The organism is Starkeya sp. ORNL1 (genome assembly GCF_012971745.1).
Classification (GTDB): domain Bacteria; phylum Pseudomonadota; class Alphaproteobacteria; order Rhizobiales; family Xanthobacteraceae; genus Ancylobacter.
Map to the genome: position 1 here is coordinate 4,081,333 of NZ_CP048834.1, position 22,891 is coordinate 4,104,223.

General features: G+C 66.6%; 19 protein-coding genes. 1 reads left to right on the top strand and 18 read right to left on the bottom strand.

Going from position 1 to position 22,891, the window contains the following annotated elements; translation table 11 throughout:
• Positions 1–16: 16 nt before the first annotated feature.
• The 17 genes from G3545_RS19450 to G3545_RS19530 all read right to left on the bottom strand — a co-directional run bounded on the left by G3545_RS19450 (position 17) and on the right by G3545_RS19530 (position 20,563).
• Positions 17–1,474, bottom strand: a complete 1,458-nt coding sequence (locus G3545_RS19450; RefSeq protein WP_206151283.1) for an MFS transporter — start codon at positions 1,472–1,474, stop codon at positions 17–19.
• A 294-nt stretch (positions 1,475–1,768) separates the two neighbouring features.
• A complete protein-coding gene (locus G3545_RS19455; protein ID WP_170014911.1) occupies positions 1,769–2,785 on the bottom strand; it encodes an Ldh family oxidoreductase in 1,017 nt (338 codons plus the stop codon).
• Between the two features lie 18 nt (positions 2,786–2,803).
• On the bottom strand, positions 2,804–3,829 hold the full coding sequence (locus G3545_RS19460; protein WP_170014912.1) for an ABC transporter substrate-binding protein: 1,026 nt from the start codon (positions 3,827–3,829) through the stop codon (positions 2,804–2,806).
• Between the two features lie 25 nt (positions 3,830–3,854).
• Positions 3,855–4,664 (bottom strand): ABC transporter permease, encoded by an 810-nt coding sequence (locus G3545_RS19465; RefSeq protein WP_170014913.1) that lies wholly within the window; start codon positions 4,662–4,664, stop codon positions 3,855–3,857.
• Positions 4,661–5,452, bottom strand: a complete 792-nt coding sequence (locus tag G3545_RS19470) for an ABC transporter ATP-binding protein (protein ID WP_246702919.1) — start codon at positions 5,450–5,452, stop codon at positions 4,661–4,663. The genes G3545_RS19465 and G3545_RS19470 overlap by 4 nt, the downstream gene beginning before the upstream one ends.
• Positions 5,453–5,594: 142 nt before the next feature.
• Entirely contained in the window at positions 5,595–7,058 is a 1,464-nt protein-coding gene (locus G3545_RS19475) for a carboxypeptidase (protein ID WP_170018165.1), read from the bottom strand.
• A gap of 274 nt (positions 7,059–7,332) precedes the next feature.
• Positions 7,333–8,040, bottom strand: coding sequence for an RraA family protein (locus G3545_RS19480; protein WP_170014914.1), 708 nt, complete (start codon positions 8,038–8,040; stop codon positions 7,333–7,335).
• Positions 8,041–8,081: 41 nt separating this feature from the next.
• Complete coding sequence (locus tag G3545_RS19485; protein WP_170014915.1) at positions 8,082–9,098, bottom strand: phosphoglycerate dehydrogenase; 1,017 nt, start codon at positions 9,096–9,098, stop codon at positions 8,082–8,084.
• Positions 9,099–9,108: 10 nt separating this feature from the next.
• Entirely contained in the window at positions 9,109–10,185 is a 1,077-nt protein-coding gene (locus G3545_RS19490; RefSeq protein WP_170014916.1) for a tartrate dehydrogenase, read from the bottom strand.
• A gap of 1 nt (position 10,186) precedes the next feature.
• Positions 10,187–11,881: an ABC transporter ATP-binding protein gene (locus tag G3545_RS19495; protein WP_170014917.1), complete on the bottom strand. Its 1,695-nt coding sequence runs from the start codon at positions 11,879–11,881 to the stop codon at positions 10,187–10,189.
• On the bottom strand, positions 11,874–12,752 hold the full coding sequence (locus G3545_RS19500) for an ABC transporter permease (RefSeq protein WP_246702920.1): 879 nt from the start codon (positions 12,750–12,752) through the stop codon (positions 11,874–11,876). Before G3545_RS19500 ends, G3545_RS19495 begins: the two co-directional genes overlap by 8 nt.
• 293 nt (positions 12,753–13,045) lie before the next feature.
• On the bottom strand, positions 13,046–13,963 hold the full coding sequence (locus G3545_RS19505) for an ABC transporter permease (protein ID WP_170014919.1): 918 nt from the start codon (positions 13,961–13,963) through the stop codon (positions 13,046–13,048).
• Between the two features lie 23 nt (positions 13,964–13,986).
• The gene (locus tag G3545_RS19510; protein WP_170014920.1) at positions 13,987–15,510 is read right to left on the bottom strand and encodes an ABC transporter substrate-binding protein; all 1,524 of its coding nucleotides are present in this window, start codon (positions 15,508–15,510) and stop codon (positions 13,987–13,989) included.
• A 224-nt stretch (positions 15,511–15,734) separates the two neighbouring features.
• Positions 15,735–17,252 (bottom strand): ABC transporter substrate-binding protein, encoded by a 1,518-nt coding sequence (locus tag G3545_RS19515; protein WP_246702481.1) that lies wholly within the window; start codon positions 17,250–17,252, stop codon positions 15,735–15,737.
• A 102-nt stretch (positions 17,253–17,354) separates the two neighbouring features.
• A complete protein-coding gene (locus G3545_RS19520) occupies positions 17,355–18,560 on the bottom strand; it encodes an alanine racemase (RefSeq protein ID WP_246702482.1) in 1,206 nt (401 codons plus the stop codon).
• A 111-nt stretch (positions 18,561–18,671) separates the two neighbouring features.
• Positions 18,672–19,736, bottom strand: coding sequence for an Ldh family oxidoreductase (locus tag G3545_RS19525; protein ID WP_170014921.1), 1,065 nt, complete (start codon positions 19,734–19,736; stop codon positions 18,672–18,674).
• Between the two features lie 14 nt (positions 19,737–19,750).
• On the bottom strand, positions 19,751–20,563 hold the full coding sequence (locus G3545_RS19530; RefSeq protein WP_170014922.1) for an aldolase/citrate lyase family protein: 813 nt from the start codon (positions 20,561–20,563) through the stop codon (positions 19,751–19,753).
• Positions 20,564–20,747: 184 nt separating this feature from the next.
• On the opposite strand from G3545_RS19530, the gene G3545_RS19535 reads away from it, so the two are divergent.
• Positions 20,748–21,695, top strand: coding sequence for a LysR family transcriptional regulator (locus G3545_RS19535; protein ID WP_170014923.1), 948 nt, complete (start codon positions 20,748–20,750; stop codon positions 21,693–21,695).
• Between the two features lie 156 nt (positions 21,696–21,851).
• On the opposite strand, the gene G3545_RS19540 is transcribed toward G3545_RS19535, so the two are convergent.
• Complete coding sequence (locus G3545_RS19540; RefSeq protein ID WP_170014924.1) at positions 21,852–22,871, bottom strand: ABC transporter substrate-binding protein; 1,020 nt, start codon at positions 22,869–22,871, stop codon at positions 21,852–21,854.
• Between the last annotated feature and the right edge of the window lie 20 nt (positions 22,872–22,891).

Sequence of the window (22,891 nt, forward strand, 5' to 3'; positions counted from 1 at the left end):
TTACGTTAGGTAAGTGTCATGCCCGGCGCCGGCGGATGGCTTCGCCGACATTGGGTGCAAGGCGGATGGCGTCGAGCGCGGCGAGCAGCGCCACCATGCCGACGATGAAGAAGGCGATCTGGAAATCGGCCGCGGGAATACCCGGCGAAGCGCCGGCCGGATTGACAAACTCGGCGAAGCGCAGGGCGAGCGCGCCCAGCGCGACGCCGCCGCCCATCGCCATCTGCTGCGCCATGTTGGAGAGCGTGTTGGCGCCGTTCATGCGGTCCTGCGGCACATCGGCATAGGTGAGCGCGTTCACCGCGGTGAACTGGAGCGAACGCGTCAGGCCGCTGAGGAACAGCAGGATCACGATGATTGCGAACGGCGTTTCCGCGGTGATGAGCATGCAGGCGAAGATCATCGCCGCGTTCAGCACGCCGTTGACGATCAGCACCGGGCGGAAGCCGAAGCGATGCAGCAGCCGCGTCGTCACCAGCTTCATCACCAGATTGCCGGCGAACACGCTGAGGATCAGCAGGCCCGAGGTCAGCGGATCGAGGCCGAGGCTGACCTGGAACAGCAGCGGCAGCAGGAACGGGATGGCGTGGATGGCGACACGGACCGCCGAGCCGCCGCGGACCGCGGCGGCATAGCTCGGCACCGACATCGCCCACAGCTCGACCAGCGGGTGGCGGTGGCGGCGGGCATGGACGATCGCATAAAGGCCGCTGGCGAAGCCGACCACGATCGCCGCCGCCACCAGCGGCCACGATACGTCTTCGTGGGTGATCAGTTCGACGCCGTACATCAGCGAGAAGCAGGCTGCCCCGGTCAGCACGAAGCCGAGCACGTCGAACGGGCGCACGGCGTGGATCTTCTCCTTCGGCATCAGCTTGAGCGTGAAGAAGAAGGCGGCGATGCCGAGCGGCACATTGATGAAGAAGATCCAGTGCCAGGAGAGGTACATGGTGATGAAGCCGCCGAGCGGCGGCCCCAGCACCGGCGCGGCAAGGCCCGGCCAGGTGAGGGTGGTGATCGCCCGGATCATGTCCTTCTTGTCGATCGAGCGCAGCACGACGAGACGGCCGACCGGCACCATCATGGCGCCGCCTATGCCCTGGAGAACGCGGGCGAGGGTGAAGGTCAGCAGGCTCTCGCTGAGCCCGCACAGGATCGAGGCGCCGGTGAAGATGATGATGGCGCTGGCGAACACCCGCCGGCTGCCGAACCGATCGGCCATCCAGCCGCTGAGCGGGATGAGGATGGCCAAGGTGAGCACATAGGCGGAGACGCCGATGCCGAGATCGACCGGGCGCACGCCGAACGCGGCGGCCATGTCGGGGATCGCCGTCACCAATATGGTGCTGTCGAGATTCTCCATGAACAGCGAGGCCGCGACCAGGAAGGTCAGCGTCATGCTGCTGGCCGGCACCGGCTCCGGGGACGGCTGCTGGGCTCCGGCGCCCTGTTCGGTGAGCTCTTCACGTTTCAACGGCGTGCCACCACGATCGGCCCCTGACCCGAGGAGCCGGCATTGTCCGTCGCGGAAGGCAGGCGCGGGTGAGACCGGCTTGGGCGGCGGGATGATTGCCCTTTATAGGCGATTGAGTGAGCTATCAATTAAAAATCCGGGGATGGGATTCAACAAACCACCTCATCCTGAGGTGCGAGCATAGCGAGCCTCGAAGGATGTTGAAGCCGAAGACGGTCTTCTGCGGGAGCATCCTTCGAGGCCCGGCTAATGCCGGGCACCTCAGGATGAGGTTTCGCAACATGCGACAGTATCTCACCCCGGCATCAGTGCCTTCAACTCCGCATACAAGGCAGTCGGCACCTCGACACCGTGCTCGCGGGTGCGCTGGCGCGCGGCGTAGCGGCGATCGGAGGGCAGGCGCACGCCGGGTTGCTGCCGGGCGAGGGCGAACAATTCGTCGGCGATGGTGAGGCGCTCGCCCACGCTATCCTTGCCGAACACGGCGGGATCGATCGCCAGGATCAACTCGCCGCCGAGCGGTGGGCCGCCGTCACCATTCTCGGCCGCCCTGGATTGCCGGCTGGTGAGGTCGCCGATCAGCGGTCCGGCGATCAGCTCGACCATCATGGAGAGCGCCGAGCCCTTGTGGCCACCGAACGGCAGCAGCGCGCCCTTGAGCGCGGCGGCGGGATCGGTGGTCGGCTTGCCGTCGGGATCGACCGCCCAGCCGGCGGGAATGGATTCGCCGGCGCGCCGCTTCAGTTCGATCTCGCCCCGCGCGGCCGCACTGGTGGCGAAGTCAAAGATGAAGGGCCGCCCGCTCGGACCCGGCCAGCCGAAGGCAAGCGGATTGGTGCCGAACAGCGCCTGCGTCCCGCCGGCCGGCGCCACGCAGCATTGGCCGACGGTGAAGGCGAAGGCGACGAGGCCGGCTTCCGCCGCGCCCTCGATATCCGCCCACAACGCGGAGTAATGGTAGCAATCATGGATCGCCAGCGCGGCGATGCCATAGGTCTTCGCTGCCACGATGAGCGCGGGGATGCCGGTCTCGATGGCGAGCGGAGCGAAGCCGCGCCGCGCATCCACCCGCAGCACCGCGGGCGTCGCCTGCGTGAGTTCCGGCAGCGCGGCGGCATCGGCCTTGCCGCTGCGGGTCGAGGCGACATAGCCCGGAAGCCGGTAGATGCCGTGCGAATGGCATTCGTCCGCCTCGGCGCGGGTGATGGAGCGGGCGATGGCCGCAGCATGCGGTTCGCCCAGCCCATTGTCCCGGAGCGTCGCCAAAGTGAGATCATGCACCTCGGCGAGGCTCAGGCGGATCGAGTCCATGTCGTCTCCTGGGTAGGGCTACTTGATCGTCGCGGCAGCCTTGGCGACGAACGAGCCGTCAAAGGTCTTGGAGAGATCGATCTTGGCGGCCTTCAACTCGGGATCGAACTCTACCAGCATGCCGAGCGCGTTCTTCATGCCGGCCTCGGGAATGACGCCGGTCACCGAATAGATCGGCTTGGAGGCTTTCACCGCGGCGATATAGAGGGCCTTGTCGCCGAGCAGATATTCCTCCGGCACCACCTTGGCGACGTCCTCGGGGGTCGCGGTCTGCAACCACTTCAGCGCCTTGTAGAAGGCGTTGGTCAGCTTCTGCGTGGTGACCGGATTGTCCTTCACGAAGTCGGTCTTCATGTAGAGCACCGCCGCCGGATTGGTGCCGCCGAAGATGGCGTTGTTGCCGGCTTCGGTGCGGCTGTCGGCCAGCACCACGACGTCGCCGTCGCTCTCCAGCTTGGTGATGACCGGGTCGAGGTTCGCCATGGCGTCGATCTCGCCGCGTTTCATCTGCGCCACCGCAGAAGCGCCGCCGCCGACCCCGATGAAGGAGACGTCGTCAGGCTTCAGGCCGTTCTTGGCGAGCAGGAAGTTGACGAAGAAATTGGTCGAGGAGCCCGGCGCGGTGACGCCGATCTTGGCGCCCTTCAAATCCTTGATCGACTTGATCTGGTCGGCCTTGTCCTTCTTCACCACCAGTACGATGCCGGGATAGCGGCCGAGCTCGATGGTTGCGACGATGTCCTGGCCCTTGGCCTGCATGCGGATGGTGTGCTCATAGGCGCCCGCCACCACGTCGATCGAGCCGCCGATCAGCGCCTGCAGCGATTTCGCGCCGCCGCCGAAATCATTGATGGTGACGTCGAGTCCCTCTTCCTTGAAGAACCCCTTCTGCTCGGCAATGGTCAGGGGCAGGTAATAGAGCAGCGGCTTGCCGCCGACGCCGAGCGTCAGGCTGGGCTTTTCCGCCTTCTGGGCGAGCGCGGGCGCGGTCAGCGCAAGGGCGCCGAGCGTGGCCACCGCAACAGCCTTGATCAAGGTTTTCATCGGGCTTCCTCCTGTTATGCCGTGTTCAGTTCTGGCTCGCCGCCGGCGCCGGCCGCCAGACCAGCAACCGGTTCTCGATCGCGGTGACGAAGGCGTCGATGATGATGACGAAGATGGCGAGCACCAGCATGCCGGAGAACACGCCGGTGACGTCGAACACGCCCTCGGCCTGGTGGATGCGGTAGCCGAGGCCTGCCGCCGAGCCGAGATATTCGCCGACCACGGCGCCGACCAGCGCGAAGCCGACCGCGGTGTGCAGCGAGGAAAACATCCACGAGAGTGCGGACGGCCAATAGACGTTGCGCATCAATTGCCGCTCATTCATGCCGAGCATGCGGGCATTGGCGAGGACGGTGGGGCTCACTTCCTTCACGCCCTGATAGACGTTGAAGAAGACGATGAAGAATACCAGCGTCACGCCGAGCGCGACCTTCGACCAGATGCCGAGGCCGAGCCACAGCGCGAAGATCGGCGCCAGCACCACGCGCGGCAGCGCGTTCGCCATCTTCACATAGGGGTCGAACACCGCCGCCACGAGCGCCTGCCGGGCGAACCAGAAGCCGATCAGCACGCCGCCGGCGGCGCCGATGACGAAGGCCAGCGCGGTCTCCAAGAGCGTGATGCCGAGGTGGTACCAGATCACGCCCGAGGCGAAATCCTTCCAGGTGCGGGCGAACACGTCGACCGGCGTCGAGAAGAAGAACGGGTCGAGCGGATAGAACGCCTTCGGCGAGAGGATGCCGGCCGGCACCTTGATGGTGGAGCCGAGATGCCAGACGCCGATCAGCACCAAAGCGACCAGAATCTGCAAGGCGAGCAGCTTGAAATGCTTCACGCCACGCCCTCCGCGTCGCGATAGGTCTTCACCACCTCGTCCTTGAGTGTCGACCAGATCTCCCGGTGCAGAGCATGGAAGGCGGGATGGACGCGGATCTCCATGATGTCGCGCGGCCGCGGCAGGTCGACCCGCCACTCGCCGATGATGCGCGAGGCCGGCCCGGCGCTCATGATGACGACGCGGTCGGCCAGCGCGATGGCCTCCTCGAGGTCGTGGGTGACGAACAGCACCGCCTTGCGCTCGGCGTTCCACAGTTCGAGCAGCAGGTTGCCCATGATCTGCCTCGTCTGCGCGTCGAGCGGGCCGAACGGCTCGTCCATCAGCAGGATCTTGGGATCGCGGATCAGCACCTGGGCGAGGCCGACGCGCTTGCGCTGTCCGCCGGAGAGCATGTGCGGATAGCGGTCGGTAAAGGCCTTGAGCCCGACCCGGCCGAGCCAGCCGCGGGCGCGCTCGCGGGCTACGCCCGTGGCGACGCCGGCGACTTCGAGGCCGATGGCGACATTGTCGAGCGCGGTCTTCCAGGGGAACAGCGCTTCGGCCTGGAACAGGTAGCCGGCCTGCCGGTTCAGCCCGGCGAGCGGTGTGCCAAAGATGCTGACGGTGCCGGCGCTGGGGGTGAGCAGGCCGGCGCTGGCATTGAGCAGGGTGGACTTGCCGCAGCCGGTGGGGCCGACAATGGCCACGAATTCGCCGTCGGCGACCGCGAGATCGACATTCTCGACCGCGGTGAAGCCTTGCCGGCCGCGATCACGCGCCGCGAAGGTGATGCGAACGCCGCTCAGCGCAACCGCGCGGGACAAGAGCGCGTCCCCGGCCAGGGGCTGCGCGGCGACCACTCCCAATCTTTCCTCCCGACGGCACGTTGAACCGTTTTTTCTGCCGGGAAATTAGCGGCATGCGGCCGCGGCGCAAGCCTGACGATCGTTAAAGCTCTCCCGCCGCGTAGAAGGCGCCGGCGTCGCTGGCGAAGGCGGCGCGCGAGGCGGGGTCGAAATAGAACATGTGGCCGCCCTTATAGAGCTTGAGGTCGACGCGCTTGGCGCTGCCGAGCGGCGGCATGTGGTCGATCACATAGCGCGAGACCGAATAGGGCGTGACGATATCGCTGCGGCCATGCGCGACCATTACGGTGAGCTTGGGATTGAGCGCCAGCAATTCGCGCAGGTCGCGGGCGATGCTGGCCGAGCCGAGGCTGCTGCGCCGCCCCCAATCCCATTTGCCCGACACTTCGCGATTGAGCAGGTTGAAGGTCATGTCGGTCTTGAAGCCCAGCGTGTCGCGGGCATAGCCGACGAACAGCCCGCCAAGCGCCTGGGTGTAACCGTCCAGCACCGGGTCGGGACCGTCATCCGACGGGGATTCCGGGAACGGGTCGGGGGCGATGGTGGCGGCGTCATAGGAACTGGCGACGCTGTCGTCGGCATTGCCCGCATTCTTGGTATAGGCGTCGCCAATGACGCCGCGAGTGCGGGTGACGATGTCGAGCGGCACGCCGCTGATGTCGGAAACCTTGGCATAGAAGGCTTTCGCGGCCTCGCCCTCCAGCGGCTTGCCGGCCAGCGCGGTGAGATAGTCGCTCAAGGCGAAGCGCTCCGCCGCGGCAAGCGCCTCCGGCGTGAAACTGCCCTTGCGGTCGAGCGCGGCGGCGGCGAGCGAGGGCAATTGCAGCGCGGCGCCGAGCGGGAAGCGGTTGGCGGCGAATTGCAGCCGCCCCTCCAGGAAGGGCGAGAGCATCACGATGCCATTGACCAGAATGCCCTGGTCCTCCTGCAGGGCGCGGGCGACCTTCACGCTGCGAAAACCGCCATAGCTCTCGCCGAGCAGATATTTCGGCGAGGCGGCGCGGCTGTTCTTGGCGATGTAGAGCGCGATCACCTTGGCGAGCGTCTCGGCGTCGGTATCGACGCTCCAGAAGTCGCTCGCCTTGTCGGCCTTGGCGGCGCGGCTCCAGCCGGTGCCGACCGGATCGATCATCACCAGGTCGGTGAATTTCAGCCAGGTGCTGGGGTTGTCGTGCAGGCGGGCGTCGGCGGCGTCGCCATTGGCGCTGAAATCGACGACGCGCGGGCCGACCACGCCGAGATGCAGATAGGCGGAGGAGGCGCCGGGCCCGCCATTGAACACGAAGGTCACCGGCCGCGTGCCGGCGTCAGTGCCCTTCAGCGTATAGGCGGTGTAGAAGATCGCCGCCGAGCGCTCGCCATTCCGGTCGAACAGCGAATAGGTGCCGGCGGTGGCGGTATAAGCGAGCTTCTGCCCGCCAAGGTCGAGCGTGTGCTCGGTGACGGAATCCGACGGCAGCAGCGCCAGCACACCGGCGGCGGGCGCATCCTGGCCGCGCTGCGCCAATGCCGGAGCATTGGCAAAGCCGAGCAACAGCAATGCCATGGCAATGCCACGCACGAAAATCCGGTTCACGATGATCACGTCCACGCGGTTGATGTCATGGGCCTTCCTGCACGTGAAGACGCGCAGTTCCAAGGCACCGCCGCGTGATGACGGTCAATCCCGCGTTATGAGCGCCCCTCGAATATCCCTCTCCCCGTTGGGGAGAGGTGGCCCGCGAAGCGGGTCGGTGAGGGGGAACACGATTGCAGAGCGGTGAAGACCCCTCACCCCAACCCTCTCCCCATCGGGGAGAGGGAGAAGGCGCCGGTCATTGTCACACCGGACAGCCGCGGGCGCGCAGGATCGAGTTGAAGCGCTCGGGGTCGGCGGTGCCGTCGGCATTGATGACCTTGAGCTTGGCTTCCTTGGCTTCCTGTTCCCGGATGCGCACCAGCAGCGCCGGGATCTCGGCCGGCGGGATCGCCAGCACGCCGTCGCCGTCGGCGAGGATCAGGTCGCCGGGATTCACCACCATGCCGGCACAGGCGATCGGGATGTTGATCTCGCCGGGGCCGTCCTTGCTGGGGCCGCGATGGTTGATACCCTTCGCCCAGCAGGGCATCTCGTCGTCCCAGTCGGCGATGTCGCGGATGGCTGCGTCCATCACGAAGCCGGCTATCTTCTGCCGCAGTGCGGTGATGCGCATATTACCGCCGATCAGCGACTGGGTGATGTCGCCGCCGCCGTCGATCACCAGCATGTCGCCGGGCTGGATCAGCTCCAGCGCCTTGTGGACCATGAGGTTGTCGCCCGGGCGCACCCGCACGGTAAAGGCCGGGCCGCAGGCGATCAGCGACAGCGAGGGGTGGTAGCGGTTGAGGCCGATGGCGCCGGTGGAGCGGCCGAGACAGTCGCTCGCCCATGCGGCGGGGATCTTCTTGAAGGCTTCGATCTGCTCCCTGGTCGGGCCGGCGCCGCGCGGGTTGCAGGCATAGCCGGCCGGCCAGCTCTTCGAGGCGTCTTTCACTGCAGCTTGTGACATGTCGTTTCCTTCCTTGGTGTTCTGAAGACGAGGTGCGGCAGTCAGCCGGCGTGAGCGGGAGCGCGCCCGTCGACGACGACGCAATCGGCGGCCGGCGGCGTGCCGGTGAGGACCGCGGCGATGGAGCGGGCGGCGAGCACATTGGAGCGGCCCAGCGCCTCATTGGTGGAGGCGCCGGAATGCGGCTGGCCGATGAAATTGGGCAGCTTCAACAGCTCCTGGGCAACCGCGCGCATGGCAGGATCGATCTCGCCCTCGAACACGTCGAGAGCAGCGCCAGCGATGGTGCCGGCGCGCAGGGCGGCGAGCAGCGCGGTCTCGTCGACGAGGCCGCCGCGGGAGGTGTTGATGAGGACGGCGGTCTGCTTCATCGCCGCTAGCGCCGGCGCGTCGATCATATGCCGGGTCGAGGTGTTGAGCGGAGCATGCACGCTGACATAGTCGCTCTCGCGCAGCAGCGTCGGCAGGTCGACCGGGCGCACGCCATATTCCGCCGCGGTCGCCGCATCGAGGCGCGGGGAATATGCGAGGATCTCGGTCTCGAAACCCTTGAGCCGGCGCGCCAGCTGGCGGGCGATGCGGCCGAAGCCGATGAGCCCGACCGTGCTGCGATAGAGTTCGCTGCCGACCAGTATGGTCCAGTCGCCAGTGGCCATGCGGGCCTGCTGCTCGTGGAAGCGGCGGCCGACGGCGATCATCATGCCGATGGCCTGGTCGGCGACGGAGGGCGCATTGCCCCCCGCCGCGATGGTGACGACCTTGCCAAGCTCCTTGGCGGCGGCGACATCGACGCGCTCAAACCCGACGCCGCGCCGCGCGACGACCGCAAGCTCGGGGGAGCCCTCCAGCACCTCGCGTGTCACCCAGGCATGACCGACGACCCAGCCCTGCTTGCCTTCCAGCATTTCCTTCAGCTGGCCGGGCGAGAAGGCGCCGTCATTGGCGCCCTGGGGTGGTTCGTGGATAGTGACGGTGCAGCCGGCATCGGTGAGGATCGCCATCGACTCGTCGTCGAAGAAGCGGAGCGTCACCAGGACGTTGCGGTCGTTCGCGCTCATGTCGCAATCCTCAGCCGAGCGCCGCCGTGACGGCCTTGCCGCACTCGACGGTGTTGGCCTTGCCGCCGAGGTCGCGGGTGCGCAGCGCCGTCTCCGCCAGCGTCGCCTCGATCGCCTTCACCACTGCGCGGGCGGCATCCACTTCGCCGAGATGCTCCAGCATCATCGCGCCCGACCAGATCTGGCCGATCGGATTGGCCACGCCCTTGCCGGCGATGTCGGGGGCCGAGCCATGCACCGGCTCGAACAGCGAGGGGAATTTCCGCTCCGGATTGATGTTGCCGGCCGGGGCGATGGCGATAGTGCCGGTGCAGGCCGGACCGAGATCGGAGAGAATGTCGCCGAACAGGTTGGAGGCCACCACCACGTCGAACCATTCGGGGTGCAGCACGAACTGCGCGGCGAGAATGTCGATGTGGTACTTGTCCCACTTGATGTCGGGATAGTTCTGCGCCATCGCCTCCACGCGCTCGTCCCAGTACGGCATGGTGATGGCGATGCCGTTGGACTTGGTGGCAGCGGTGAGGTGTTTCTTGCCGCGCCTGGCGGCCAGCTCGAAGGCAAAGCGCAGGATGCGGTCGACGCCGTAGCGCGTAAGCACCGTCTCCTGCATCACGATCTCGCGGTCGGTGCCGTTGAACATGCGCCCGCCGATGGCGGAGTATTCGCCCTCGGTGTTCTCGCGCACGACATAGAAATCGATGTCGCCGGGCACCTTGCCGGCCAGCGGGCAAGGCACGCCGGGCATCAGGCGGACGGGACGCAGGTTCACATACTGGTCGAACTCGCGGCGGAACAGCACCAGCGAGCCCCAGAGCGAGACATGGTCGGGCACGACGGCCGGCCAGCCGACGGCGCCGAAATAGATGGCGTCATGGCTGCCGATCTGCGCCTTCCAGTCGTCCGGCATCATCTTGCCGTGCTTCAAATAATAGTCGGCGCTGGCGAAGTCGAAATGATCGAGCTGGAGGTCGAAGCCGAATTTGGCCGCCGCCGCCTCCAGCACCCTGACGCCTTCCGGCACGACTTCCTTGCCGATGCCGTCCCCTGGAATGACGGCGATGCGATGTGTCCGACGTTCGCTCATTTTATCCTGCTGCACTGGTGATGGTGGAGGGACCCGCCGGTTTGCCCGCCGGCGTGAAGGCGATGCCTTCGATGACCGGACTCGCATTCAGGAGGTCGCGTGTATAGGGGTGCTGCGGCGCCTCGAAGAGCGCGGCGGTCTCGCCGATCTCGACGATGCTGCCGCGATACATCACCGCCACGCGGTCGCAGAAGTCGCGCACCACCGGGAGGTTGTGGGCGATGAAGAGGTAGGACAGCGCATAGTCGCGGCGCAGCCGTTTCAGCAGGTCGATCACCTGCGCCTGGATCGAGACGTCGAGGGCGGAGACCGCCTCGTCGCAGACGATGATGCTGGGGTTCAGCGCCAAAGCGCGGGCGATGGCGATGCGCTGGCGCTGGCCGCCGGAGAATTGATGCGGGTAGCGCTGGGCGTGCTCGGCCTTGAGGCCGACGCTCTCCAGCAATTGCAGCACGCGAGCCGGCCGCTCATTGCGCGGTACGACATCCTTATGGATCGCCCAAGGCTCGGCGATGATCTGGCCGACCGTCATGAACGGGTTGAGCGAGGCGGTCGGGTCCTGGAATACCACCTGGATCTGCCGGCGGAAGGCGAACATCTCCTCGCGGGTGAAGCCGGCGACATTCTTGCCGCGATAGAGCACCTCGCCTTCGCTCGCCTCCTCGAGGCCAAGTATGGTGCGCGCCAGCGTCGATTTGCCGGAACCGCTCTCGCCGACGATGCCGAGGCTCTCGCCGCGCTTCAGGGCGATGCTGACATCGTCGAGCGCGCGCACGCTTTGCGCCGGCTTGCGGGAGAACAGGCTCGTCACCTCATAGGTCTTGCAGAGGTGGTTCACCGCCAGCAGCGTCTCGCCCTCGCAGGCCTGCGCGTCGGCAAAGCCGTGGCGGCCGGGAACCGCATCGACCAGGCGGCGCGTATAGGGATGCTGCGGGTTGCCGAGCACGTCAGCGACCCTCCCGGTCTCGACGATGCGGCCCTCCTGCATCACCGCGACCCGGTCGGCGACCTCCAGGGCGACGCCGAGATCATGGGTGATGAGCAACAGCCCCATGCCGGTCTCGGCTTGCAGATCCTTCAACAGTTTCAGGATCTGCGCCTGCACGGTGACGTCGAGCGCCGTGGTCGGCTCGTCGGCGATCAGGAGATCGGGCCTGAGCGCGATCGCCATCGCGATCATGATGCGCTGGCGTTGGCCGCCGGAGAATTGGTGCGGATAGTCGTCGATGCGGCGCGTGGGGTCGGGGATGCCGACGCGCTCCATGAGCCGGATCGAGGCTTCGCGCTCGTTGCCGGCTTCGGCGCCATGGATCTTGAAGATCTCGGCGATCTGCCAGCCGACCGTATAGACCGGATTGAGCGCCGCCAGCGGATCCTGGAAGATCATCGCGATGTTGCGGCCATTGATGGCGCGTCGGCGCTCGCGCGGGGCGGTGAGCAGATCCTCGCCGCGATAGCGGATGACGCCCGAGCGGATGCGGCCCGGCGGCATGTCGATCAGGTCCATGATGGCGGAGGCGCTGACGCTCTTGCCGGATCCGCTCTCGCCGAGGATGGCGAGGGTTTCGCCGCGGTCGACATGGAACGAGACCTTGCGCACCGCCTTCACCACGCCGTAGCGGGTGTCGAAATCGACGCTGAGATTCTCGACCTGGATGAGATGCTCGGCGTGGAGATGTTCGCTCGCTTCACTCATCGTCGTCCCCCGCGGTCGCGGTCGCCGCGCGGCTCTGCTCCAGCCGCCAGCGCTGCTTGGGATCGGTGGCGATGCGCACCCAGTTGGAGAGCAGGTTCAGCGCAGTGGTGGTGAGCATGATGGCGAGGCCCGGCCAGAAGGCGAGCCACCAGGCGGAGGACAGGTAATTGCGCCCGTCCGCCACCATCAGGCCCCAGCTGATCTCCGGCGGCTGGATGCCGAGGCCGAGGAAGGAGAGGCTGGATTCCGCCAGCATGATGAAGGCGAAGTCGAGCGTCGCCACGGTGATCAGCGTCGGCACCACCACCGGCAACATATGGCGCCAGACAATGCGCCATGGGCTCGCGCCCATCACCCGCGCCGCCAAGACGAACATGCGCTCGCGCACTTCCAGCACCTCGGCGCGCACGGTGCGCAGATAGACCGGCACGCGGGTGACGGCGAGCACCAGCACCACGTTGGAGACCCGCGGCTCCAGCACATAGAGCACCACGACGGCGAGCAGCAGCGAGGGGAAGCTCATCAATATGTCGGCGAGCCGCATGATGACGCTGGCAACCCAGCCGCCGCGGAAGCCGGCGATGAGGCCGAGCGTGGTGCCGATCAGCGCCGAGAGCAGCACCGCGCCGGCCGCCACTGCCATGGTGTTGCGGCTGGCAACCATGATGCGGGCGAGGATGCTGCGCCCCAGCGTGTCGGCGCCGAGGAAGAACAGCCAGCCCTTGTCCAGCTGGAATGGCGCGGCATTGCGCATGCGCAGATTCATGGTGGTGGCTTCGGGCCCCACCAGCATCGGCCCGAAGATCGCACTGAGCACGATGATGGTGAGGAAGATCGCGGCGATGAGCGCCAGCTTGTCGCGCCACAGCATGCGGAACGCGGTGGCGAGGCCGCTGCGCTCTTTCGGCGTCGTGGTAGTCGTGGGGTTGAGAACGGATGTCATCGTGCGGTTCATCTCTAGCCCTCGGGGTCGAACTCAAAACCAGCAACCTCATCCTGAGGTGCGAGCGCAGCGAGCCTCGAAGGATGCTGAAGCAGGACGACGGCCATCGGCGGCGAGCATCCTTCGAGGCTCGGGCGTTGCCCGAGCACCTCAGGATGAGGTGGTGAAATGGGGAAAGCGAAGGTCGCCGGCTCGAAAGGACTTCTCATCATCGCGCTCCCTCAGATGTGCCGGATGCGCGGATCGAGCAGCGCGTAGCCGATGTCGATCGCGATGTTCAGCGCGAAGATGGCGACCGCGGTGACCAGCACGGCGGCCTGGAGCACGGCGAAATCGCGATAGGTGATGGCGTCGATCAGCAGCTTGCCGATGCCGGGGAAGCCGAACACCGTCTCCACCACCACCGCGCCATTGATGATGCCGGCGGCCTGGTCGCCGGCGACCGTGATCACCGGCAGCATGGCGTTGCGCAGCGCGTGGATGAAGATGATGGCCCGGCTCTTCGCTCCCTTGGCGCGTGCCGTCTTCACATAGGCGGAGGACAGCGCGCTGATCATCGAGCCGCGCACCACTTGCGCGATCAGCCCGCAAGGGCGCAGCACCAGCACGGCGATGGGCAGCACCCAGTAGCTCGGCCCGCCGGTGCCGGAGGTCGGCAGCCAGTGCAGGCCGACCGCGAACACCAATATGCCGACGATCGCGACCCAGAAGTTCGGCGCGCTGGCGCTGAGCAGCGACAGGATGCTCGTGACGCGATCGAAGAAGCCGCCGGGGCGCCAGGCGGCCAGCGCCCCGGTGAGGATGGCGATGGTGAGTGCGATCGCCATGGTGAAGGCGGCGAGCGTCAGCGTGGTGGGGAAGGCTTCCAGCACCACGGGAAGCGCCGGGCGGGCCTGGCGCAGCGACTCGCCGAAATCGCCACGCGAGATATCCGACAGGAAGCTGCCGAACTGCACGAAGGCCGGCTGGTCGAAGCCGTGCTGGGCGGAGAACTCGGCACGGATTTCGGCGGTGGCGTCGATCGGGAGATAGAGCGCCGACGGATCGCCCGTCAGCCGAGCCAGGAAGAAGACGAGGACGATGAGGCCGATCATCGACAGCGCGCTCTGCCCGACCCGTTTTCCGAGATAGCTGAACATGGCTTTCTCCCGATCGCGCCGGCTTACGACTTCGGCTTGAAGCGGATGGTGGCGATCTGCAGCTCGTTATTGGTCAGCGCGTTCGGCTTGAACTCGATGCGCGGGCCGACACGGGCATTGCCGACGAGGTGGAACAGCATCACGTCCGGCACGATGTCCTTGGTGATGCGGCGGAACGCCTGCTGGTAGAGGTCGCGGCGCCTGTCGCCGGTGGCCTGGCCGCCTTCCACGATGAGCGCGTCGAGCTGGGGATCGGCCAGCTCGCTCTGGCCGCCCTTCGAGGAGTATTTGAAGAACAGCGTGAAGACCGCGTCGCCGCTGGCATTGTCGTGCAGGTTCAGGAACATGCTGGCGGGACGGTCGGCTGGATGCGGGGCGCTGACCAGCTTTATGAACTGCGCCTTCTCGATCATCTGGGTCTTCACATTGAGGCCGACCGCCTGCCACATCTGGGCCAGCGCGCTCATCACGTCCGGCAGGTTCGGCAGGAAGCCGGGACGGCCGAACAGCGTCAGCTCGCGGTCGACCGGCACGCCGTCGGCCTTGGCGGCCGCGATCAGCTTCTTGGCCGCATCGGGATCATAGGGCCAGGGCTTGAGGTCCGGCGCGTAGCCGTTGATGAAGGGCAGCACCAGCTGGCTCGCCGGCTGCACGTCCTTGGAGAGGATGGTGCCGATGAAGGCCTGGCGGTCGACGGCGAGGTTCAGCGCCTTGCGCACCCGCATGTCGTTCAGCGGCGGCACGTTGTTCGCTAGCACCACCTGCGCGGTGTCGGTGTTGAGATAGCTGACATCGGTCTTCGTGTTGGTGGCGTCCTGCACCGCGATATAGGGCGCGAGGTCGGCCTCCCCGGTCGTCACCATCGCCGCCGCCACGGCGGATTCGCCACGATAGACGAAGATGGCGCGCTCGACCTCGGGCTTGGCGCCCCAATAGCCGTCAAAGCGTTCCAGCGTCACCTTCTGGCCCGGCTGCCAATCCTTGAACACATAGGGGCCGGTGCCGACCGGGTTCTTCACCGACTGGTCCACCGGGGTCGAGGCCGGCACCACGGTCATGGTCGACAGTAGCGTCGGCAGGATCGGCTGCGGCGGCGTGGTGGCGATCTCGATGGTCTCGGCATCGATCACCTTCGGGGTGAGGGTGACGCCGCCGAAGAATTTCTGGCGGTTGATGCAGTCGAGCTTGGGGTTCAGCGTGCGGTCGATGGAGCGCGCCACCGCATTGGCGTCGAACGGGCTGCCATCGTGGAACGTCACCCCGGTGCGTAGCTTGAGGCGCCAGGTATTGGCGTCGAGCTGCTGCCAGGAGGTGGCGAGGCGCGGCTGGATCGAGCCGTCCTCCGCCTTCAATTCGGTCAGCGTCTCGGTGACGTTCTGCTTGATGATGCGGCCGACATCGTTGCGCGCCGAGCGGCAGGGATCGAGATTGTCGATCGAGTCCGGCACCACGATGGTGATGTCCTTCGACGCGTCGGCGAAAGCGGGGCCGGCGGCCAGCCACAGCGTGGCGGCGATCGCGGCACCAGGCAAAATCCAGTGTCTCATGGTCTCCTCCCGGAAAGCTGTTCTGTTGGTTTTTGATTTGGTCTGGTCTGTCCGGCCGGCCTTGGCGTGCCGGTCGGACAGGGAAGATTTCAGAGCCACCTCATCCTGAGGTGCTCGGGCAAAGCCCGAGCCTCGAAGGATGCCCAAGCCGATGGCCGTTCTCCTGCTTCAGCATCCTTCGAGGCCGCCGATGGCGGCACCTCAGGATGACGTCCCCGAAAGACTCAGGACGACTTGAACTTGATCTGGGCGAGTTGCAGCTCGCTATTGGTCGAGATGCTCGGCCGGTAGATCAGGCGCGGATTGACCCTTGTGTAGCCGACCATGTGGAACAGCATGACATCCGGCACCACCACCTGCTGGATCCGGGCGAAAGCCTGCTGGTAGAGCTCGCGCCGCTTCGGATTGGTGGAGGCGGTGCCTTCCTTGATCAGCCGGTCGAGGTCGGGATCTGCCGAGTCCGACTGGGCGCCAGAGGACGAGTATTTGTAGAGGATGGTGAAGGAGGCATCGCCGGTGTTGTTGTCGTGCTGGTCGATCACCAAGGTCGGCGGACGATCCGGCGCATAGGGCTTGGTGCCGAGCTTCAGCACCTGCGCCACTTCCAGCATCTGCAGCTTCACGTTCAGACCGGCCTCGCCCCACATCTGGGTCAGGGCTTCCATGGTCTCGGTGACATTGGGGAAGATGTTGGTGCGGCTGATGAGCCGGATTTCCTTGTCCACCGGCACGCCGTCGGCCTTGGCGGCGGCGAGCAGCTTCTTGGCCTCGGCAAGGTCATAGGGCCACGGCTTGAGGTCGGTGTTGTAGCCATTGGTGCCCGGCACCACGAGCTGCGAGGCCGGGATGACGTCCTTGCTCAATATGCTGCCGCGGAAGGCCTCGCGGTTGATGGCGAGGTTCAGCGCCTTGCGCACCCGCACGTCGTTCAGCGGCGGCTGGTCGGCGCCGATGCGGATGCGGCTGGTCTCCGAGTTCGGATAAGCGAAGTCGGTCGCCGGGTTGGTGGCATCCTGGATGGCGATGGTCGGCGCGATGTCGGCCTCGCCGGTCGCCACCATCGCCGCCTGCACGGCGGATTCGGTGCGCCAGACATAGGTTGCGCGCTCGACCGCCGGCTTGTCGCCCCAATAGCCCTCGAAGCGGTCCAGCACGATCTTCTGGCCGGGATCCCAGGTGCTCATCACATAGGGGCCGGTGCCGGCCGGCTTGCGGCTGGCCTCGCCCAGCTTGGTGTTGGGCGAGGTGATGGTCATGGTGGTGAGCACGGTCGGCAGGATCGGCTGTGCCGGATCGGTGGTGATGTCGAGCGTATAGGGATCGACCACCTTGAAGCTGAACTTCGTGCTGCCGAAGAACTTGTTGCGCACCATGCAGGTGAGCGCGGTGTCCATGGTGCGGTTGATCGAATAGACCACCGCATCGGCATTGAACGGCGCGCCGTCATGGAATTTGACGCCCTCGCGCAGCTTGAAGCGCCAGGTGGTGTCGTCGAGCCGCTCCCACGAGGTGGCGAGGCGCGGCTTGATGGTGCCGGTGTCGAAATCGAGCTCGGTCAGCGTCTCGGTGACGTTCTGCTTGACGACGCGGCCCACGGTCGAGACTGCGGACTGGCACGGCTCGACGGTCTGCAGCGCTTCAGGCAGGACGATGGTGACCGAGCGCGCCGGATTCTGCGCGTAGAGATGCGTGGGTACAAACGCCATGGACAGTGCCATGGCCAGCACGGGCGATAACTTCACGGCCTCCTCCCAGGGTGGCGTTTCTCTTTGATAAGTCGGCTTCGTTTTTTCGAAGCTCGGTATTCGCGGCACGAAATTCCTGTGGTCTCGCGCGAGAGGCGATCACCAGCCGTTGAAGCGTGGCCACACCGCCTCGACCGCGCGCGAGCCGGTCGCGACGACGTGGTAGCGGTCATGTTGCGCCGAGGTGGCGCAGGCATGGTTGGGCAGGATGCGGACGCGCTCGCCGATCTGCAGCGGCACAATGCCGTCTGCACTGAGCGAGCCGACGATGCCGTGCTCCTGGTTGACGCCGGTGACGGCGAGGCCGGGCAGCACATGGCCGTCGAGGTCGCAGACTGCGCCATAGTTCGGCTGGCCCTCGCGCAGGCTGCGGCCGAGATCGCGCGACAGCGCCATCCAGCCGGCATCGATGATCGCCTTGCCATCGCCGCGCCGGCCGATCACCGTTGCCAGCACCGAGACGGCGATGTCCTCCGCGCGGCAGACGCCGAGGCCGGCCATCACCAGATCGAAGAACACATAGACGCCGGCGCGGACTTCGCTGACGCCCTCGAAATTGCGCCCGAACAGCGCCGTCGGCGTCGAGCCGACGCTGACACCGGGGCAAAGCAGGCCGGCGGCGCGGATCTGGGCGGCGGCACCGACTGCGGCGCGGCGCTCCTGCTCGGCGGCGGCGGCGAGGTCGTCCGCGCCGCCCATGCCATTATAGGATTCGCCGGCATGGGTGAGCACGCCGCGCAGCGGCACGCCGCCCTGCTGCAGCGCCCGCGCCACTGTGAGGATCGCGGGATCGTCGCTCTTCAGCCCGCCGCGATGGTCGTCGCAATCGATCTCGATCCAGCACGGCAGCGGCACGCCGGTCTCGCGGGACGTCGCCGCGACCAGCCGGGCCTGCTCCACGCTGTCGAGCAGCAGTGCGAGATCGACGCCGCGGCGGCGCAGCGCAACCGCGCGGTCGAGCTTGTCGGCGGAAATGCCGACCGCATAGATCATGTCGGTGAGGCCGGCGCCCGCGAACTGCTCGGCTTCCTTCAAGGTCGACACCGTGGCCGGGCCACCGCTCGATGCGAGCAGCGCGTGCGCCACCTCGATCGACTTGGCGGTCTTCAGATGCGGGCGCAGCAGCACGTCGTGGGGTGCGAGCTGCCGGCGCATGCGGGCGATGTTGGCGTCCATGCGGTCGCGATCAAGCACCAGCGCCGGGGTCGCCAGATCGTCGAGCCGCACCAGGATGGCCGCGTCTGCGGCGCCGGGGCGGTCGAGAACGAGCGAAGTGTCGCGGGCGTCCCTCATGACGTTCAGCATGTCCCAGGTCGGGGGCAGGCAACAATTCCGCCCGCGGTGACTATTCGATTAAGTCCAGCCTTAATGCCAGAGGCCGCATCGCCCGGCGTATACCGCATATCAGTAGGTGGCTTAAGGACATGCCGCGGGCGCGAGATTAAACTCGAGGCCGACCAGCTCGCCGACCTTTCGCAGTTCCGCCACCGCCCCGAGCGACAGCGGTATGCCGTCGCGCCGCCGCTCGACCTCGCAGAGGCTGGCGCGCTCGCCCGGATAGCGCGCCTCCTCGCCCGATGCCGTGGCGTAGGTGGTCAGCCATTGCGCGACATGGGCGTCGAACGCCGCGCGGCCCACCACCCGATCCGGATTGATGACCAGCAGGAAGGCGCTGACATTGCCCGCCGCGCTCGTGGCCCCGAAGGTCGCCGCGCTTTCGGCGGTGCGCGAGGCGGAGAGGCTGCCGGCCAGTATCTGCACCATCATGGCGAGCCCGATGCCCTTGTGGCCGGCCATGGGCAGCATCGCGCCCTTGAGCGCCACCATCGGATCGGTGGTCGGGAGGCCGTCCGGGCCGATCGACCAGCCTTCCGGGATCGGCGTCTTGTCGCGTGCGGCCTGGAGCACGTTGCCGCGCGCCACGATGCTGGTCGCCATGTCGAACACCAGCGGCTGCCCTTCCGCCACCGGCGCGGCGAAGGCGATCGGGTTGTTGCCGATGGCGGCGCCGGAGGCGCCCTCCAGCGCCATCAAGGGCGGCGTCTCCTGGCACAGCACGGCGATCATGCCCTGCTCGGCGGCCGGCAGCACGAACAGGCCGAGCGCGGCGAGATGGCCGCTATTGCGGATGATGCCCATCACCACCGGCTGCGAACGGGCGAGTTCCACCGCCCGCTCGACCGCGAAGCTGGCCACCACCTGGCCGAGCCCGCGATCGCCATCGACATGCAGCACGCCCTCGCGGACCTCGGCGCGGGGATGCGCCGCGGCATTCACCTCGCCGGAACGCAGCTTCTCCAGATAGGGCATCACCCGCATCACGCCGTGGGTGTCGATGCCCCGAAGATTGGTGCGCACCAGCACCGCCGCGGTCTGGCGGGCGTCCACCTCCGGCACGCGAGCCCGGGCAAACACCGCCGCGACCCAATCCTCCAGCGCCGGTGCCGCCACATGCACCGTGCCCGCCGCATTCACATTCATCGTAATCCCTCGCCTCAGATTGCCGCGCGCTGCGCCTCGGAGCCGTCCATGCTCTTGCGGACGAAGGCGCTGCGCTTGGATGCGGCGGAGATCATGAGGGAGATGTCGGTGCCGCACAGCACGAACTTTGGGCCAAGCTCCAGATAGCGCGGCATCAGGGCTTCGTCATAGACGCCGGCGAAGCCCGGCCATTTGCCGTGCTTCTCGCAGGCGGCGACCACCTGCTTCACCGCCTCGCCGAGCCGCGGATTGCCGTAGTCGCCGGGGATGCCCATCTCGGCGCAGAGATCGTTGGAGCCGACGAGGAGCACGTCGATGCCGGGTACCGCGGCGATCTCCTCGGCATTGGCGATGGCCTCAGGGCTCTCCAGCATCACCACCAGCAGCATGGCGGCGTTCAGCGTCTCGGCGATGGCGCGCATGCCGAGCGGCTTGTAGTCGAGATGCGGCAGGCCGCTCGACACCGAGCGATGCCCGACCGGCGGGAATTTCAGCTTGGAGACGATCTCGCGGGCCTCGTCGGCGGTGTCGACATGGGGCATGACGATACCCATGGCGCCATTGTCGAGAATGCGCGTCGCCATGCCGAACTCGCCGTTCGGCACCCGCACCAGCGGCGTCACCCCGACATCGAGCGCGGCCATGGCGATCTGCGAGGCGGTGTCGAGCGACATCGAGCCATGCTCGAGGTCGATGAAGAGCCAGTCATAGCCGGCGGCCCGCATCGCCTTGGCGATATCGACGGTGCGCGCGAACTTGACCCCGATGCCGATCGCGACCTCGCCGCGCTCCATGCGCTGGCGCGCAATGCTGCCACTGACTTCCATTTGGCGTCTCCTCGAACCCTGGCGTTTCCGAACCTGGCCGTGCTGCTGAGCCGGCTGGCGAGCCGGCAAAGGTCCGTTGTTCTGATTATCGGACCGGTGAACGCTATCGACGGCGAGGCGAGGATTCCACTAAGCTCAAAGCGGTTTATGAATTAAGCTACACCTTAATGATCCGGGCTGCCCGATGATCTCGACCGAAGATCTGCGCTTCTTCTCGATCGTGTCCGAATCCGTCTCGCTGGCGGCGGCGGCGCGTTCGCTCGACGTCTCCTCGCCGGCGGTGACGCAGCGGCTGCGCCTGCTGGAGGAGAAGATCGGGGTGCGCCTCGTCGATCGCTCGACCCGGCATCTCACGCTCACCACCGAGGGCGAATTGCTGGCGGCGCGCGGGCGGCGGCTGATCGAGGAGGTCGACGACCTCGCCGAGATCCTCGCCAGTCGGCGCGGCGCGGTGACCGGACATTTGCGCATCGCCGCGCCGTTCGGCTTCGGCCGGCGCTTCGTCGCCCCGGCCGCGGCGCTGTTCCGGGCGCGCTATCCGGAGACCTCGGTCGGGCTCGATCTGTTCGACAACCCGATCTCCGACAAGGCGGAGGCGTGGGACATCATCGTCCATGTCGGCGAACTGATCGATTCGGCGATGCAAGTGCGGGTGCTGGCACGCAATGATCGCATCCTGTGCGCCTCGCCGGCCTATCTGGAGCGCCGCGGCGTGCCGGAGAGCCCTAGAGAACTGCGCCACCATGAGTGCGCGGCGCTGCGCGAGAACAGCCAGGATGCCACCTATTGGCGTTTCCACCATGCCGAGCTCGGCACCGAGTCGGTGCGCATCCATCCGGTCATGTCGAGCAATGACGGCGCGGTGGTGCGCAGTTGGGCGCTCGACGGGCGCGCTGTCGTCATCCGCTCGGAGTGGGACGTGGCGGAGGACCTGAAGGCCGGACGGCTGATGCAATTGCTGCCGGGCTGGTCGCCACCGTCCGCCGATGTGGTGGTGCTGCTCGGCTCAAAGCATGGGCGCACCGCGCGGACCACGCATTTCCTGCAGATATTGCAAGAGATCCTGTCGCCGACGCCGTGGCGGGAGCCTTCCATCGGCCCTGCGGAACCTCATCCTGAGGTGCGAGCGTAGCGAGCCTCGAAGGATGCTGAAGCAGAAGACGGCGATCGGGGACGGGCATCCTTCGAGGCCCGGCTTTGCCGGGCACCTCAGGATGAGGTTGGGTATAAAATGATAGCGGCCCCGTCTTTTTCGAGACGGGGCCGTTATTTTCAGGACACGCTTCGCTCAGCGGAAGATGTCGTTGAACTGTTCCTTGATCTTCCCGCCATTCTTCTCCAGCGCGTCATAGTCGACGTGCAGCAGCGTCAGGTCGCCGACCTTCGGGCTGCCCTTGGGCGGGTCGATGTCGCTGCGGGCGGAATAGCCGCCGTCTTCCGGGAAGATCTGCTGCGCCTTCGGGCTGATCATGAAGGCGGCGAAGGCCTTGGCGGCGTTCGGGTTCGGACTGCCCTTCACCACCGCGGTGGGCGAGGGAATGACGAAGGTGCCGTCCTTGGGATAGACGGTGATGATCTCATGCCCGCTCTTGCGGTCCTCGGCGGCGTAGGAATCCAGCGCGCCGACCGCGATCAGGCGCTCGCCGCGCTTGAGGTTGTCGGAGACCTGCTGGTTGCCCTGCACGACCATGACGTCGTTCTTCGAGAGGTTCTCGTAATAGTCCCAGCCGAGCTTCTGCGACAGCGTGCCGACCACCGAGAGCTGCAGCGAGGTGAAGGACGGGTCGGTCATCACCAGCTTGCCATTGTATTTCTTGTCGGTGAGGTCGGTCCATTTCTGCGGGCGGTCGGCCTCGGCAACCTTGTCGCCACGCATATAGATGGTGATGAGGTTGAGGCGCTGGCCGATCCAGTTGCCGGCGGGGTCCTTGGCCTCGGCCGGCACCTTGTCGAAATCCACCGGCTTGAAGGCAACGAACATGCCCTGCTCGGCCATGACGTTCGAGGCGGCGGGGTCTGAGGTGGTGAGCACGTCGGCGGCCTTCAGGCCCGCGGACTGCTCCTGGTTGAAGCGGCGCAGGATGGCCGAGCCGCCCGAGCGGAACATCTCGACCTTGATGCCGGTGTCGGCCTCGAACAGGCGGGCGATCTTGTTGGCCTGTTCGATCGGGGTCGAGGTGTACCACACTACCTTGCCCTCGGCCTTGGCCTTGGCCATGTCGACATCGTCGGCGAAGGCCAGGCCGGCGCCAGCCATCAGGCCGAGCGCCGCACCGAGCATGCGGGTTGCGATGATCGTCTTCGTCATTGTTTCCTCCCGGAGCGTTC

What these genes read in the sequence shown, in the direction of transcription:
- G3545_RS19485 (WP_170014915.1), bottom strand. Translation starts at nt 9,098, where the DNA reads ATGAGCGCGAACGACCGCAACGTCCTGGTGACGCTCCGCTTCTTCGAC.
- G3545_RS19500 (WP_246702920.1), bottom strand. Translation starts at nt 12,752, where the DNA reads ATGCTGTGGCGCGACAAGCTGGCGCTCATCGCCGCGATCTTCCTCACC.
- G3545_RS19535 (WP_170014923.1), top strand. Translation starts at nt 20,748, where the DNA reads ATGATCTCGACCGAAGATCTGCGCTTCTTCTCGATCGTGTCCGAATCC.
- G3545_RS19490 (WP_170014916.1), bottom strand. Translation starts at nt 10,185, where the DNA reads ATGAGCGAACGTCGGACACATCGCATCGCCGTCATTCCAGGGGACGGC.
- G3545_RS19520 (WP_246702482.1), bottom strand. Translation starts at nt 18,560, where the DNA reads ATGCTGAACGTCATGAGGGACGCCCGCGACACTTCGCTCGTTCTCGAC.
- G3545_RS19460 (WP_170014912.1), bottom strand. Translation starts at nt 3,829, where the DNA reads ATGAAAACCTTGATCAAGGCTGTTGCGGTGGCCACGCTCGGCGCCCTT.
- G3545_RS19455 (WP_170014911.1), bottom strand. Translation starts at nt 2,785, where the DNA reads ATGGACTCGATCCGCCTGAGCCTCGCCGAGGTGCATGATCTCACTTTG.
- G3545_RS19525 (WP_170014921.1), bottom strand. Translation starts at nt 19,736, where the DNA reads ATGAATGTGAATGCGGCGGGCACGGTGCATGTGGCGGCACCGGCGCTG.
- G3545_RS19480 (WP_170014914.1), bottom strand. Translation starts at nt 8,040, where the DNA reads ATGTCACAAGCTGCAGTGAAAGACGCCTCGAAGAGCTGGCCGGCCGGC.
- G3545_RS19475 (WP_170018165.1), bottom strand. Translation starts at nt 7,058, where the DNA reads ATGGCATTGCTGTTGCTCGGCTTTGCCAATGCTCCGGCATTGGCGCAG.
- G3545_RS19530 (WP_170014922.1), bottom strand. Translation starts at nt 20,563, where the DNA reads ATGGAAGTCAGTGGCAGCATTGCGCGCCAGCGCATGGAGCGCGGCGAG.
- G3545_RS19505 (WP_170014919.1), bottom strand. Translation starts at nt 13,963, where the DNA reads ATGTTCAGCTATCTCGGAAAACGGGTCGGGCAGAGCGCGCTGTCGATG.
- G3545_RS19540 (WP_170014924.1), bottom strand. Translation starts at nt 22,871, where the DNA reads ATGACGAAGACGATCATCGCAACCCGCATGCTCGGTGCGGCGCTCGGC.
- G3545_RS19495 (WP_170014917.1), bottom strand. Translation starts at nt 11,881, where the DNA reads ATGAGTGAAGCGAGCGAACATCTCCACGCCGAGCATCTCATCCAGGTC.
- G3545_RS19510 (WP_170014920.1), bottom strand. Translation starts at nt 15,510, where the DNA reads ATGAGACACTGGATTTTGCCTGGTGCCGCGATCGCCGCCACGCTGTGG.